The sequence below is a fragment of the Brevundimonas sp. BR2-1 genome, assembly GCF_037626195.1.
Classification (GTDB): Bacteria; Pseudomonadota; Alphaproteobacteria; order Caulobacterales; family Caulobacteraceae; genus Brevundimonas.
Genome location: NZ_JARKMV010000003.1, coordinates 97,522 through 109,789, shown reverse-complemented (window position 1 = coordinate 109,789; position 12,268 = coordinate 97,522). Strand labels below are relative to the sequence as shown.

The 12,268-nt window shown below is 67.1% G+C and carries 13 protein-coding genes and 2 tRNA genes; 9 read left to right on the top strand and 6 right to left on the bottom strand.

What is annotated here, in order from left to right:
- The first annotated feature begins 39 nt into the window (after positions 1-39).
- A complete protein-coding gene (locus tag BrevBR_RS13420; protein ID WP_332640442.1) occupies positions 40-618 on the top strand; it encodes a LemA family protein in 579 nt (192 codons plus the stop codon).
- 12 nt (positions 619-630) lie between these two features.
- On the top strand, positions 631-1,668 hold the full coding sequence (locus BrevBR_RS13415; RefSeq protein ID WP_340001279.1) for a M48 family metallopeptidase: 1,038 nt from the start codon (positions 631-633) through the stop codon (positions 1,666-1,668).
- Here BrevBR_RS13415 and BrevBR_RS13410 read toward each other — a convergent pair.
- A complete protein-coding gene (locus BrevBR_RS13410; RefSeq protein ID WP_332640440.1) occupies positions 1,638-2,399 on the bottom strand; it encodes an arginyltransferase in 762 nt (253 codons plus the stop codon). The two genes, BrevBR_RS13415 and BrevBR_RS13410, sit on opposite strands and share 31 nt — an antisense overlap.
- A gap of 123 nt (positions 2,400-2,522) precedes the next feature.
- On the bottom strand, positions 2,523-3,425 hold the full coding sequence (locus BrevBR_RS13405) for a flagellar motor protein MotB (RefSeq protein WP_340001278.1): 903 nt from the start codon (positions 3,423-3,425) through the stop codon (positions 2,523-2,525).
- Between the two features lie 117 nt (positions 3,426-3,542).
- On the opposite strand from BrevBR_RS13405, the gene BrevBR_RS13400 reads away from it, so the two are divergent.
- Together BrevBR_RS13400 and BrevBR_RS13395 are read left to right on the top strand one after the other, a co-directional pair.
- Positions 3,543-4,040, top strand: coding sequence for a flavin reductase family protein (locus BrevBR_RS13400; protein WP_340001277.1), 498 nt, complete (start codon positions 3,543-3,545; stop codon positions 4,038-4,040).
- Positions 4,037-4,906: an NAD(P)-dependent oxidoreductase gene (locus BrevBR_RS13395; protein ID WP_340001276.1), complete on the top strand. Its 870-nt coding sequence runs from the start codon at positions 4,037-4,039 to the stop codon at positions 4,904-4,906. Before BrevBR_RS13400 ends, BrevBR_RS13395 begins: the two co-directional genes overlap by 4 nt.
- 124 nt (positions 4,907-5,030) lie before the next feature.
- On the opposite strand, the gene BrevBR_RS13390 is transcribed toward BrevBR_RS13395, so the two are convergent.
- Entirely contained in the window at positions 5,031-5,861 is an 831-nt protein-coding gene (locus BrevBR_RS13390; protein WP_340001275.1) for a S1 family peptidase, read from the bottom strand.
- A gap of 87 nt (positions 5,862-5,948) precedes the next feature.
- Here BrevBR_RS13390 and BrevBR_RS13385 point away from each other — a divergent pair, with 87 nt between their 5' ends.
- Both BrevBR_RS13385 and BrevBR_RS13380 read left to right on the top strand, forming a co-directional pair.
- Entirely contained in the window at positions 5,949-8,126 is a 2,178-nt protein-coding gene (locus tag BrevBR_RS13385; RefSeq protein WP_332640435.1) for a S9 family peptidase, read from the top strand.
- Between the two features lie 19 nt (positions 8,127-8,145).
- Positions 8,146-8,703 (top strand): GNAT family N-acetyltransferase, encoded by a 558-nt coding sequence (locus BrevBR_RS13380; protein ID WP_340001274.1) that lies wholly within the window; start codon positions 8,146-8,148, stop codon positions 8,701-8,703.
- 11 nt (positions 8,704-8,714) lie between these two features.
- Here BrevBR_RS13380 and BrevBR_RS13375 read toward each other — a convergent pair whose 3' ends face one another.
- Entirely contained in the window at positions 8,715-9,143 is a 429-nt protein-coding gene (locus BrevBR_RS13375) for a response regulator (protein WP_332640433.1), read from the bottom strand.
- A gap of 360 nt (positions 9,144-9,503) precedes the next feature.
- Here BrevBR_RS13375 and BrevBR_RS13370 point away from each other — a divergent pair, with 360 nt between their 5' ends.
- On the top strand, positions 9,504-10,106 hold the full coding sequence (locus tag BrevBR_RS13370; protein WP_332640432.1) for a sensor histidine kinase: 603 nt from the start codon (positions 9,504-9,506) through the stop codon (positions 10,104-10,106).
- A 170-nt stretch (positions 10,107-10,276) separates the two neighbouring features.
- Here BrevBR_RS13370 and BrevBR_RS13365 read toward each other — a convergent pair.
- Positions 10,277-10,350, bottom strand: a tRNA-Gln gene (locus tag BrevBR_RS13365).
- A 156-nt stretch (positions 10,351-10,506) separates the two neighbouring features.
- Between BrevBR_RS13365 and BrevBR_RS13360 the strand changes: the two genes are divergently transcribed.
- Positions 10,507-10,583 (top strand) — tRNA-Pro (locus tag BrevBR_RS13360).
- A gap of 51 nt (positions 10,584-10,634) precedes the next feature.
- Here the strand turns inward: BrevBR_RS13360 and ilvC are convergent.
- Positions 10,635-11,651, bottom strand: a complete 1,017-nt coding sequence (ilvC, locus tag BrevBR_RS13355) for a ketol-acid reductoisomerase (RefSeq protein WP_340001273.1) — start codon at positions 11,649-11,651, stop codon at positions 10,635-10,637.
- On the opposite strand from ilvC, the gene BrevBR_RS13350 reads away from it, so the two are divergent.
- Positions 11,650-12,198: a DUF924 family protein gene (locus tag BrevBR_RS13350; protein ID WP_340001272.1), complete on the top strand. Its 549-nt coding sequence runs from the start codon at positions 11,650-11,652 to the stop codon at positions 12,196-12,198. The genes ilvC and BrevBR_RS13350 overlap by 2 nt on opposite strands.
- Positions 12,199-12,268 lie beyond the last annotated feature (70 nt).

Genomic DNA, 12,268 nt, shown 5'->3' with positions numbered 1-12,268 from the left:
TCGCTGACGGTCGATCATCGACCGACGTTGGAGACCGCAATGCTGACCACCCTGATCGTCATCGCCGTCATCGTCGCCGTGGTGCTGTTCGTCATCGTCGGCGCCTACAACAGGCTGGTCGCCCTCGATCAGCGCGCCGACCAGTCGTTCGCCGACATCGACGTTCAGCTGAAGCAGCGTCAGGACCTGATCCCCAATCTGGTCGAGACGGTGAAGGGCTACGCCACGCACGAGCGCGGCACGCTTGACGCCGTCACGGCTGCCCGCGCCGCCGCCGCCGGCGCCACCTCGGTCAACGACAAGGTCCAGGCCGAGAACATGCTGACCGCCTCGCTGGGCCGCCTGTTCGCCGTCGCCGAGGCCTATCCCGACCTCAAGGCCAACACCAACTATCTCGAACTGCAGCGCGAGCTGTCGGACATCGAGAACAAGCTGGCCGCCGCCCGCCGCTTCTTCAACAACGCCGTCGGCGAGTTCAACGCCGTCCGCCGCCAGTTCCCGACCGTCCTTTTCGCCGGCATGGTCGGCTTCGGCGCAGACAAGCCCTTCTTCGACGTGGGCGAGGGCGACCGGGCCGCCATGACCGCCGCCCCGCCCAAGGTCAGCTTCACGGCGTAAGGGACCGCATTGATGGGCGCCGTCGGGCTCCAGACCCATATCTGGGCGAATAACACGCGTTCGCTTCTGCTGCTGGCCGGCTTCCCCGTCCTGATGGTCTGCATCATTTACGGGGTGCAACTGATCCTGATGGGGCTGGGTTTCCTGCCGGGCACGGGCCGGGGGCTGAGCGACGACATGGCCCTGGCCGCCTCGTGGCTGGGCGGCACCATCCCCACGGCCCTTGGCATCGCCGCCGTCTGGTTCGCAATTTCCTACTTCGGCAGCCAGACCATGATCGACCTGATGACGGGCGCCCGCAAGGTTGAGAGGAAATCTGAGCCCGAGCTCTACAACCTGCTGGAAAACCTGGCCATCTCGCGTGGGCTGCGCACCCCGACCCTGCGGGTGATCGATAACGACAGCCTCAACGCCTTCGCCACGGGCCTGCACGAGGGCCAATACAGCGTCACCGTCACCCGCGGCCTCGTGAACGCCCTGACCCGCGACGAGCTGGAGGCGGTGCTGGCCCATGAACTCACCCACGTCATCAACAAGGACGTGCGCACCATGGTGATCGCCTCGATCTTCGCGGGGATCATCAGCGTCATCGCCGAACTGGTGTTCCGGGGCCTGATGTACTCGAGCGGAGGCAGCCGGCGCGACGACAACAAGAACGCGCTACCGCTGATCCTCATCGGGATCGCCTTCGCCGTCATCGGTTACGCCCTGGCCATCGTCATCCGCATGATGCTGTCGCGCACCCGGGAGTATGTCGCTGACGCCGGCGCGGTCGAGCTGACCAAGAACCCCGACGCCATGATCTCGGCCCTGCGCAAGGTCGAGGGACGATCGTCCGTGAAGGGGCCGGACGAACTCCAGCAGCTGTTCCTCGACAATCAGCCGGACGGCGTCGGCCTTGAGGGCCTGTTCGCCAGCCACCCGCCGATCCAGAAGCGGATCGACGCCCTGGTGAAATTCGGGGGAGGGCGGGATCCCGGCCCGTGGACCGGCGAAAGCTATTCAACCGAGCCGTCGAGTTATTCGACGTCGGTGCCCGCCACAGGCTGATCGTCCAGCCGCTCCCAGCCCAGCCGGGTCAGCTGTTCCATCGGCCGGAAGTCGGCCTTGTAGTCCATCTTGCGTGAGCCCCGGACCCAGTAGCCCAGATAGACGAAGGGCAGATTCACGGCCGCCGCCTGACGGACATGGTCCAGAATGGCGAACCGGCCCAGGCTGCGCGCCTCCATATCCGGTTCGAAAAAGCTGTAGACCATCGACAGCCCGTCCCCGAGCAGGTCGGTCAGGCAGACCCCGACCAGATCCCCGGGTCCGCCGTCGGACGAGGGCAGTCGGTACTCGATCAGATGGGTGCGGACGGCCGTGTCCTCGACCATGGCGACATAGTCCAGCCAGGTCATGGCGCTCATACCTCCGCCCGGATGGCGGCCATTCAGATAGCGGCGCAGCAGGTCGAACTGCTCGGTCGTCGCCTCGGCCTCGACCAGATCGCGCGACAGGTCGGCGTTACGCTTCAGCACCCGGCGCTGGGAGCGCGAGAAGGCGAACTCCGGCACCGGCAGCCGCACCGAGACGCAGGCGTCGCACGCCTCGCAGGCGGGCCGGTAGGCGATGTTCTGGCTGCGACGGAAGCCTGCCTGGGTCAGCTCGTCATTGACGTGCGCACCCTCGCTGAACGGCAGGTTGGCGAACACCTTCCGCTCGGTCTGCCCTGGCAGATAGGGGCAGGGGGCCACCGAGGTCATGTAGAAGCGAAGCTGGCGCTGGGGAACGAAGGTCACGACTCTACTTCCGCATCCGATTTCGCCGACAGTGGGGCAGCCGTCCGGTCATGGGACGATTTGCGCCCGCGTCGCCGCCCGGGGCAAGCCGGTTCACCCCACACAAGTGTGCGGGGCGGCCGATCACAGGCTGGTGTCCGTCGGCAGCACAGGCGCCTCGCGCAGCAGCACGATGGCGATCCTGCGGTTGCCGGCCAGGGTCGGATCGTCCGGATAGAGCGGATCGGAACCCGCCTTGCCGGACACTTGATAGACCCGGTCGGGATCGACGCCCGCCGCCTGCAGGATCAGCCGCGAGGCGTTGGCGCGCGCCGAGGACAGGGTCCAGTCGTTCGGGCCTGTCGCGCGGCTGGATCCCGGCGCGGCCGAGGTGTGGCCCGTCACCGAAATCCGGTTCGGCAGCTGGGTGATCACCCTTGAGATGGTGCGCAGCAGCAGTTGGGCGCGCGGATTGGGCCGGGCCGAGTTCTGTTCGAACATCGAGCGGCCTTCCTGGTCGACCAGCTGGATGCGCAGGCCTTCCGGGGTCTGGTCGATGATGAGCTGTTTCGACAGCTCGGCCAGTTCGGGCATGGACTGCATGGCCTGGCGCAGCGATTCGGCGGCCGACGAGAATTCGGCGGCCTCGCGGCGGGCGATCTCTTCACGCAGGGCCTCTTCGCTGGCGGCGGCGAGGTTCTGGCTCTGCCCGGCTTCGGGCGGCGCGTCCGCAGGCGCCTCCGGCGCCAGTTCGCTGATCACCGACTGCGACCCCGCGCCCTTGGCGCCGTCATCGCCCAGCGAGGTTCCGCCCAGGATGCCGCCGGAACCCGACGTCGTCTGCGACACGCTGGCGGGCGCGAAATACTCTGCGATCCCGCGCTTCTGTTCCGGATCGGTCGTGTTGATCAGCCACATCAGCAGGAAGAAGGCCATCATCGCCGTCACGAAGTCGGCATAGGCCACCTTCCACGCGCCGCCATGGTGGCCGCCGCCGATGACCTTCTTGACCTTCTTGATGAGGATCGGACGATCGCTCATGGACATGGGACGCGGGCCTTAACAGTCGAACTGACACCGACGATGGACGCCGCAAGGTTAAGACCGCGTTTCCCATACTGGCCGGACTTGCTCCGGGACGGGCCGTCGCCTAGTCGTCGGGGTGTGAGCACCCCCTCCGATCCCGCGTTCGACATTCCGGCCTACCGCCGCGCGCTGGGCGGCTTCGCGACCGGCGTCTGCGTGGTGACCGCCCATACGGGGGAGGGGCCCCTCGGGATCACGATCAATTCCTTCACCTCGGTTTCATTGAACCCCCCGCTGGTGCTGTGGTGCCTGGATCGCGCCTCTGACCGTCACAACGCCTTCGCCTCCGCCGACCGTTTCGCGGTTCATATGTTGCCGGCCGAGGACCGGGAGATGTCGGACCGGTTCGCCTGGGGCGTCTGCCGCCTGTCGTCGGAGGAGTTCGACAGTTCCAGCGCCGAGCCGCCGCGCCTGAAGAACGCCCTGACGCGACTGGACTGCGTCGCGACCGAACGGATCGTCATGGGCGACCACCTGACCATCGTCGGCGCTGTGCAAAGCTTTGAGACCGCGCCGGGCCCGGCGCTCGTCTACTATCGCGGCCGTTACGGCGTCGCTCCGGAGCCTGGGACATGAAGATCGGTTTCGCCGGCCTCGGCGTGATGGGCGGGCCGATGGCGCGGCATCTGGTTCAGGCAGGGCATGAGGTCGCCGGCTTCAACCGCACCTCAGACAAGGCGCGAGCCTGGGCGCAGGCCAGCGGCGGGCGGTTCGCGGCGACCGTCGCCGAGGCTGCAGCCGGCGCGGATCTGCTGATCCTTTGCGTCGGCAACGACGACGACGTGCGCCAGGTCGTGACCGAAGCGCTGCCGCATCTGAAGGCCGGCGCGATCATCGTCGACCACACGACGACCTCGGCCAGGGCGGCGCGCGAGATGTCCGCGCTGGCGGCCGTGCAAGGCTGCGACTTCATCGACGCCCCGGTTTCCGGCGGTCAGGCCGGGGCCGAGAACGGCCAGCTCAGCGTCATGGTTGGCGGCGAGGCGGCCGCCCTGGACAAGGCGGAGCCCGTGCTCATGGCCTATTCGAAGGCCGTCAAACACATGGGGGCGTCGGGGACCGGCCAGCTGACCAAGATGGTCAACCAGATCGCCATCGCGGGCGTTGTTCAGGGGCTGGCCGAGGCGGTTCATTTCGCCCAGGTCGCCGGCCTCGACACGGACGCTGTCTATGACGCCATCTCCAAGGGCGCGGCCCAGTCCTGGCAGATGGACAATCGCTGGAAGACCATGGCCGAGGGCCGGTTCGATTTCGGCTTCGCTGTCGACTGGATGCGCAAGGATCTGGGTCTGGTGCTGGATGAGGCGCGGTCCAATGGCGCTCACCTGGAACTGACGGCGCTGGTCGACCGATTCTATGCCGAAGTGCAGGCCATGGGAGGGTCGAGATGGGACACCTCGAGCCTGGCCGCGAGATTGCAGGCGCGCAACGGCCGGGCCTGAACCCTGATGGTTCGCGATTTATGGTGGATTGAGCGGCAGGAAGGCTGATTCACGGCCCAGCCCGCATCGATCATTTCGCATAATATATCTTATGCGCATTACGGGTCCGCAGAAGATTTGACTTTTACGGCCCCTCCGCAACCCTTTCCGTCGCGTCCAGCAAGGCTATCGCCTCGCGCACATAGTTGGCGTGGGCGACCAGACCGATCCCCAGCGGTTCGTTGCCCGGCCGGACCTCGGACGTCAGCACCCCGGCGATGAATGGATGGTCCGGCTGAACGGTGCCCGGCAGTTTGCGGGCCGCCGGCGTCCAGAAGACCGGCCCGCCGGAATTCCCCGGAAAGACTGGAAAATCAAGTAAGAACACCGGAAAGCTGTCTATCGGTGTTAGTGGCCACGATCCGACCCGGCCGACCCGCAGGATCGGAAATCCCGCCGTGTTCGACGCATAGCCGCGCGGAAAGCCCAAGGTGAACAGCTCATCGCCCGGTCCGACCTGCCAGGCGTCCAGCGTATCCCGGTCGGCCAGCCAGGCCAAAGGTATGGCGGCGCGGGCGAACACCGGGGGCGCCGAAATCTCCATTACGGCGATGTCCCGGTCGGGGTGTTTGATCCAGACCGGCTCTCCGGCCTCGTCGCGGATGCGCAGCGGCTCGGGAGCGAAGCGCCAGCCGCCGCCCGGGACCTCCGTCCGCCAGCCGATCCGGGCCTCGGGGGCGCTCATGCCCGACATCACGTGGTGGGCCGTCACCATCACCGTGCGGGGCTCGCCGCTGGCGCGTGGCGCATTGATCAGGAAGGCGGTTCCGACCCGGCGGGTGCTGTCGCCGTTCATCTGGTCGATCTGCACCGTGGCGCTGATCAGCCCGACCGTCAGATCCCATGCCGGGACGGACAGGCCGGCGGCGGGCGGCGGCTCCTGAACGGGTTCGGGCGGCGTCTGCAGATCAAACATCATCCCCCATCGGGTCAGCGGCGTTTGTTCATTTGACGGCGGGTCGCCCGCGCGCACAAGGTCCGCGTTCAAATCAGGGGGCCATCAATGAACCGCCGCGACCTGCTCGCCACATCCGCCGCCGCACTGGCCGCGAGCGCCCTTCCCGTCTCAGCCCGCACGCCCGGAGCCCCGATGCCGCAGAACCGTCCCGTCCCGCCCGTCGCGAAGAAGATTCCTGTGACGATCGAACAGCTGGGGCGCGTGCGCACCGACGACTACCAGTGGATGAAGGACGACAACTGGCAGACCGTCCTGCGCGATCCGACCGTCATCAAGGCGGATGTGAAGGAGCATCTGCTGGCCGAGAACGCCTATCGCGAGGCGATGATGGCCTCGACCGCGCCCCTGCAGGCGGCGATGTTCGAGGAGATGAAGGGCCGGATCAAGGAGGCCGACAGCTCGGTCCCCTCGCCCGACGGCGCCTGGGAGTATTTCGTCGAATACCGGACCGGCGACCAGCATCCCCGGTACATGCGCAAGCCGCGCGCCGGCGGCGACGCGCAGATGCTGCTCGACGCCAACGCCCTGGCCGAAGGCAAGGCCTATTCCGAGGTGTCCGCGGCCGACCACAGCCCCGACCACGCCCTGTTCGCCTACGCGGAGGACGCGCAGGGGTCCGAGGTGCACCACATCTACGTCAAGGACCTGGCGACCGGCGCGGTCCTGCCTGATCCGATCGGCTCGGCGACGGGCAACTTCACCTTCTCGCCTGACAGCCAGTGGGTCTTCTGGACCAACCGCGACGACAACGGCCGGCCCGACAAGATCTTCCGCCGGCCGGTTCGCGGCGGCGAAACCAGTCTCGTCTACGAGGAAACCGACGACGGCATGTTCATCAGCGTCGGCCGCACCGCCGACGACGCCTTCATCCTGATCTCAATCGCCAATCAGGAGACCTCGGAAGCTCGCGTGATTCCGGCCGCGACGCCGACCGCCACGCCGGTCGTGCTGGAGCCGCGTCATGTTGGACGGCTGTACGACGCCGACCACTGGGGCGACCGCTGGGTCATCCGCACCAACGCCGACGACTCGATCGACTTCAAGATCGTCGAGGCGCCGACCGCCTCGCCCGCCAGATCGAACTGGACCGATCTGGTCGCCCACACGCCGGGCCGGTTCATCGAGGGCGTGGCGCTGGTGAAGGACTATATCGGCCGCCAGGAGCGGGCCGACGCCAATACGAGGATCGTCATCCGCGACCGTTCGGGGGTCGAGCACGAGATCGCGGTGGACGAGCCGGCCTACTCCCTGTCGCTGGCCGGGGCGTCGGAGTTCGACACCACCACCATGCGCTATGGCTACAACTCGCCCTCCACGCCGACCTCGACCTATGACTATGATCTGGCGACGCGCGAGCGGACCCTGCGCAAGGTGCAGGAGGTGCCGTCCGGCCATGACCCGGCCGACTATGTGGTCGAGCGGCTGAACGCCCCCGCCCCCGACGGCGAACTGGTTCCGGTCACGGTGCTGCGCCGCAGGTCGACGCCGGTAGACGGTTCGGCGCCGCTGCTGCTGTACGGCTACGGCTCGTACGGCAATCCGATCCCGGCCAGCTTCTCGACCAACCGGCTGTCGCTGGTGGACCGGGGCTGGATCTACGCAATCGCCCATATCCGCGGCGGTTCCGACAAGGGCTGGAACTGGTTCCTGTCCGCGCGGCGGATGACCAAGAAGAACACCTTCACCGACTTCATTGCCGCAGCCGAACATCTGATTTCGCGCAACTACGCCAGGGCCGGCCACATCGTCGCCGAGGGCCGGTCGGCCGGCGGCATGCTGATGGGTGCGGTCAACAACATGCGGCCCGACCTGTGGGCCGGCGTCATCGGGGGCGTGCCCTTCGTCGACGTGATTAACACCATGAGCGACACCAGCCTGCCGCTGACGCCGCCCGAATGGCCCGAATGGGGCAATCCGATCGAGGACCCCGAGGCCTACGACTACATGATGAGCTACAGCCCCTACGATCAGGTGGGGCCCCGCGCCTATCCGGCTGTGCTGGCCACGGGCGGGCTGTCGGACCCTCGCGTGACCTATTGGGAGCCGGAGAAATGGGTGGCGAAGCTGCGGCCCGCGACGACCTCGGGCAAGCCGATCCTGCTGAAGATCAATATGGAGGCGGGCCACGCGGGATCCTCGGGCCGGTTCGACTATCTGAAGGAGGTCGCACACGACTACGCCTTCGCGGTCTGGGCCGTCGAAAAGGGCTGGGAGCAGGCCTGAGCCGCCTGCGCGATCGACCATGCCCCCCCTGCTCCGCGACGCAGACGAAGGCGACCTTGCGGCCATCACCGCCCTGTACGGCCGTGAGGTGCAGGGGGGCACCGCGACGTTCGAAACCACGCCGCCCACGCTCGCGGAGATGGCGGGCCGGTTCGCGGCGGTGAGGCGCCACGACCTGCCCTGGTTGGTCGCGGAAATCGACGGCCGGTTCGCCGGCTACGCCTACGCCTCGCCGTTCAGGCCCCGGCCCGCCTATCGCTACGGCGTCGAGGGTTCGATCTATGTCGAAGAGAACGCGCGCGGCCATGGCGTCGGCCGGGCCTTGCTGACGGCCCTGATAGGACGGGTCCGGGCGATGGGGATGCGGCACCTCATCGGCGCGATCAGCGACAGCGACACCAGCACCGCCTCTATCGCCCTGCACCGGTCGCTGGGGTTTGTGGAGGCGGGCGTCTATCGTCAGGTGGGCTGGAAGTTCGAGCGCTGGCTGGACGTCACCCTGATGCAGCTCGATATGGATCCCGGCGGTGCGTGGCCGCAAGCCCCGGGACTGGATTTGGCGGGCGGTCTGGCTTGAGGCGCTGAGGCTCAGTGCGGCGCGATATCGGCCGGAGGCGTCGTCAGCCAAGGCGCCAGGCGGAACCGGCGCGGCGCCTCGCCCAAGGTGCGGTGCTGGATGAATTGGCGCGCGAAAACCACGACAGCCTGGATGGTGGCCTCATCGAACGGCTTGGACACGGCCCCGAGGGCGCCGGCGAAACCATCCGGAATCTGTTCGGGGTTGGCGGTCAGGAAAACGACAGCGCAGCCAAACTCGCTCACGACATGCTGCGCTATCTGGGGACCCGTCAGGCCGTCCAGCAGATTGACGTCGATCAGGGCCAGGTCGGGTCGCTCGCGTTCGGCGATGGCGAAGGCGCCGGCCTTGTCCATGGCGCACCCGACGACGTCGCAGCCGGACTCGCCCAGCACCAGCTCCAGCTCCATGGCGAGCAGGGCCTGGTCCTCAACGATCATGACCCTGAGATCCGGCGGATTCGACACTCAACACCCCCACGCGAACCGACCCAGTACACCATTGTGTCGGCTAGCGGACAATCGAACGCGTCACTGGCTCATTGGTTCGACCCAGCGGGGGAAAATCCGCTTTTTTCAATGGGCAATCCCATCGAACGGCCCCGAGTTTCGGCTCCGGGGAAGGCCCGGTTACATCTTCGGATGGATCACCGGCCGTGTGCGGCGCGAAACGGGCTCCTGAGCGTGGCGTCCATGCCGCCCTCCCTGGGCCTCACGACCGCGCCGGGCGGCTGACGGCGCCATTGGCTAACGGCTTCGGTTCGGCTAGAAAATCCTGTGTTTTTAACGCCCGGGGGCGCAATGGCCGCGATAGCCGAGGACCGCCTCGTCGAGCTTCAACGACGTCTGCTGGGCGGCTATCAGCTGCTGCAAACGATCGTCGGCATTCGCCTGCGCAGCGTCGTCGACCCGGAGAGCGTCCGCCATCTGGCCTGGCTCAGCGACGTAACGGCGGCGATGGAACTGATCAGCCGGCGCATGACCGGCGATGGTCCTCTGGACTTCGCGGGTTATCTGGACGACGTCGCAACCTTCTGGACCCGGGCCTGCGAAGGCCGGCCGGTGCGAATCGACGTGCGCGGCCAGGCGGCGCTGCTGCCCGACAGCCATCTGCTTCCCCTGGCCATCATCACCCATGAGCTCATCGCCAACGCCTGCCGCCACGCCTTCCCGGACGCGCGGCGGGGCTCGATCGCCGTCGCCTTCTCTCGCGCCGTCGGCGGCGTCAGCCTTGTCGTCCGCGATTCGGGCATCGGCGCCGAGGCGCTGAATCCCGGCGAAGGCCTGTCGCTGGTTCAGGGACTGGTCGAACACCTCGGCGGATCGATGAACATCGAAACCGCGCCCGAGGCCGGCGTGGGCGTGCGCATCCGACTGCCGCTGGAGACCGCAACCGCGCACTGATCGCCCGGCCGGCTGAAAAACACCGTCCGAAACGTTCGAAGAGTCCACTCCGTCCACTTCGCGGATCGAGCGCGCTGCGCGGATGAGGCGTCTCCCGGTCAACCGGGAGGAGCCTCGCATGCGCATGCGCCATTTCCTGAAGCAGGCCTCGCGATGTCAGGAGGGGCGGATGGCTGGGGAACTAGGACTCGAACCTAGAATGACGGTACCAAAAACCGGAGTGTTACCATTACACCATTCCCCAGCAGGTCCGGCGCATCCGGGGCCGAAGCGCCGGAAGGCGGTCGAGATACGCGAAGGCCGCGGGCGATGCAAGAACCGGTTTCGAGACTATTTTCATCGACCGCGAAACGGCCCTTGCGGGGGTGAAAGCCCGTGGCTATAAGCCCCCTCCTCAAGTCGGAGTGTGGCTCAGCCTGGTAGAGCACTGCGTTCGGGACGCAGGGGTCGGAGGTTCGAATCCTCTCACTCCGACCATCTTTCCCCGGAAAGAAGAGACAGCCCTTCGGGGCCCCGAGGTTCCCCGCCTCAATCCTCCGCCTTGGCCGCCACCGCGTTCAGATGCGCGCCCACGGCCTCGATCGTGCGTTCGCCCAGCGCCTTGCGGCGGGCCAGCAGGTCGGGCGAGCCGGCGTCATAGTCGGCCATCAGCCGTTTCACGAACGAACCATCGCGGACCTCGCCCAGCACGGCAGACATGGCCGCGCGCGAAGGCTCGCCGATGATGCGCGGGCCGGTCAGATAGGCGCCGTACTCGGCCGTGTTGGAGATTTTCCCGAACGCCCCGGCGATGCCGCGCTCGAACATCAGGTCGGTGACCAGCTTGACCTCGTAGAAGCATTCGAACCACGCCACCTCGGGCGGATATCCGGCGTCGACCAGCTTCATGAAGGCGGCGTCGATCAGTTCTCCGACCCCGCCGCACAGCACCACCTGTTCGCCGAACAGGTCGCTCTCGCATTCGGCGGCGAAGGTGGTCTCGAGAATGCCCTTGCGGCCGCAGCCCAGCGCCGCCGCGTATGACAGGCCCAGGGCGTGGGCCCCGCCGGTGGCGTCCTGATGCACGCCGAACAGGGCGAAGACCCCCTGCCCTTCGACATAGAGGTCGCGGATGCGCGGCCCGATGCCCTTGGGCGAGGCCAGGACGACGTCCAGATCGGCGCGCGGCTGGACCAGACCGAACCGCACGGACAGACCGTGGGCGAAGATCAGAGCGGCCCCGGGCTTCATCGCCGGAGCCAGTTCATTCGCCCAGAGATCACGGTGGGCCTCGTCCGAAACCATGACGGCGACCACATCGGCGTTCGAGGCGGCCTCTCCCGCGGTCATGACCGGAAAGCCGTCGGCTTCGGCCCTGGCGCGGGTGGCCGAGCCGGTCTTCAGTCCGACCACGATGTCGCCCACGCCTGAGTCGCGCAGGTTCAGGGCGTGGGTGCGGCCCTGACTGCCATAGCCGATCACGGCGACCCGCTTGCCGCGAATGATCGCCAGATCGCAGTCGCGGTCATGGAATACGGGCAGCGGCGCGGCTATTTGATCGGTCATGAGCATACAGATAGCGCCATCGGACGTCGTCGGCTTCTGGAAAGAGGCCGGTCCGAAGAAGTGGTTCGCCAAGGAGGACGCCTTCGACGCCCGGTTCCGGCAGCAGTTCGAGGCGGCGCATTTCATGGCGGCCCGGCGCGAGCTGGACCACTGGGCGAAGACGCCGGAGGGGTCTCTGGCCCTGCTGATCCTGCTGGACCAGTTTCCGAGGAATGTGTTCCGCAACACCGGCCACGCCTTCGCCACTGACCCCCTGGCGCGGCGTTTCGCGATCATGGCCCTGGACGGGCGGCAGGATCAGGCGGTGGAGAACGATCTGCGCCGTTTCTTCTACCTGCCGCTTCAGCACGCCGAGGACATGGCGCTGCAGGACCGCCAGCTGGCGCTGTTCCAGGCCATGGACCGCCCCGCCGACGACCGCTGGGCCGAGCACCATCACAAGGTGATCGCGACTTTCGGGCGTTTCCCGCACCGGAACCGGGCGCTGGGGCGCGAGACGACGCCGGAGGAGCAGGTTTTTCTGGACGGGGACGGATTTCGCGGCTGAGTCCACAGGCTCGCGCCGAAGTGTCCACGGATCGACGTGGGCTATCGGCGAATCAGTTGCACACTCGCTT

Coding starts and splice junctions, on each gene's coding strand:
- BrevBR_RS13420 (WP_332640442.1), top strand. CDS start 40: ATGCTGACCACCCTGATCGTCATCGCCGTCATCGTCGCCGTGGTGCTG.
- BrevBR_RS13415 (WP_340001279.1), top strand. CDS start 631: ATGGGCGCCGTCGGGCTCCAGACCCATATCTGGGCGAATAACACGCGT.
- BrevBR_RS13405 (WP_340001278.1), bottom strand. CDS start 3,425: ATGTCCATGAGCGATCGTCCGATCCTCATCAAGAAGGTCAAGAAGGTC.
- BrevBR_RS13395 (WP_340001276.1), top strand. CDS start 4,037: ATGAAGATCGGTTTCGCCGGCCTCGGCGTGATGGGCGGGCCGATGGCG.
- BrevBR_RS13390 (WP_340001275.1), bottom strand. CDS start 5,861: ATGTTTGATCTGCAGACGCCGCCCGAACCCGTTCAGGAGCCGCCGCCC.
- BrevBR_RS13385 (WP_332640435.1), top strand. CDS start 5,949: ATGAACCGCCGCGACCTGCTCGCCACATCCGCCGCCGCACTGGCCGCG.
- BrevBR_RS13380 (WP_340001274.1), top strand. CDS start 8,146: ATGCCCCCCCTGCTCCGCGACGCAGACGAAGGCGACCTTGCGGCCATC.
- BrevBR_RS13375 (WP_332640433.1), bottom strand. CDS start 9,143: ATGATCGTTGAGGACCAGGCCCTGCTCGCCATGGAGCTGGAGCTGGTG.
- BrevBR_RS13370 (WP_332640432.1), top strand. CDS start 9,504: ATGGCCGCGATAGCCGAGGACCGCCTCGTCGAGCTTCAACGACGTCTG.
- BrevBR_RS13350 (WP_340001272.1), top strand. CDS start 11,650: ATGAGCATACAGATAGCGCCATCGGACGTCGTCGGCTTCTGGAAAGAG.
- ilvC (WP_340001273.1), bottom strand. CDS start 11,651: ATGACCGATCAAATAGCCGCGCCGCTGCCCGTATTCCATGACCGCGAC.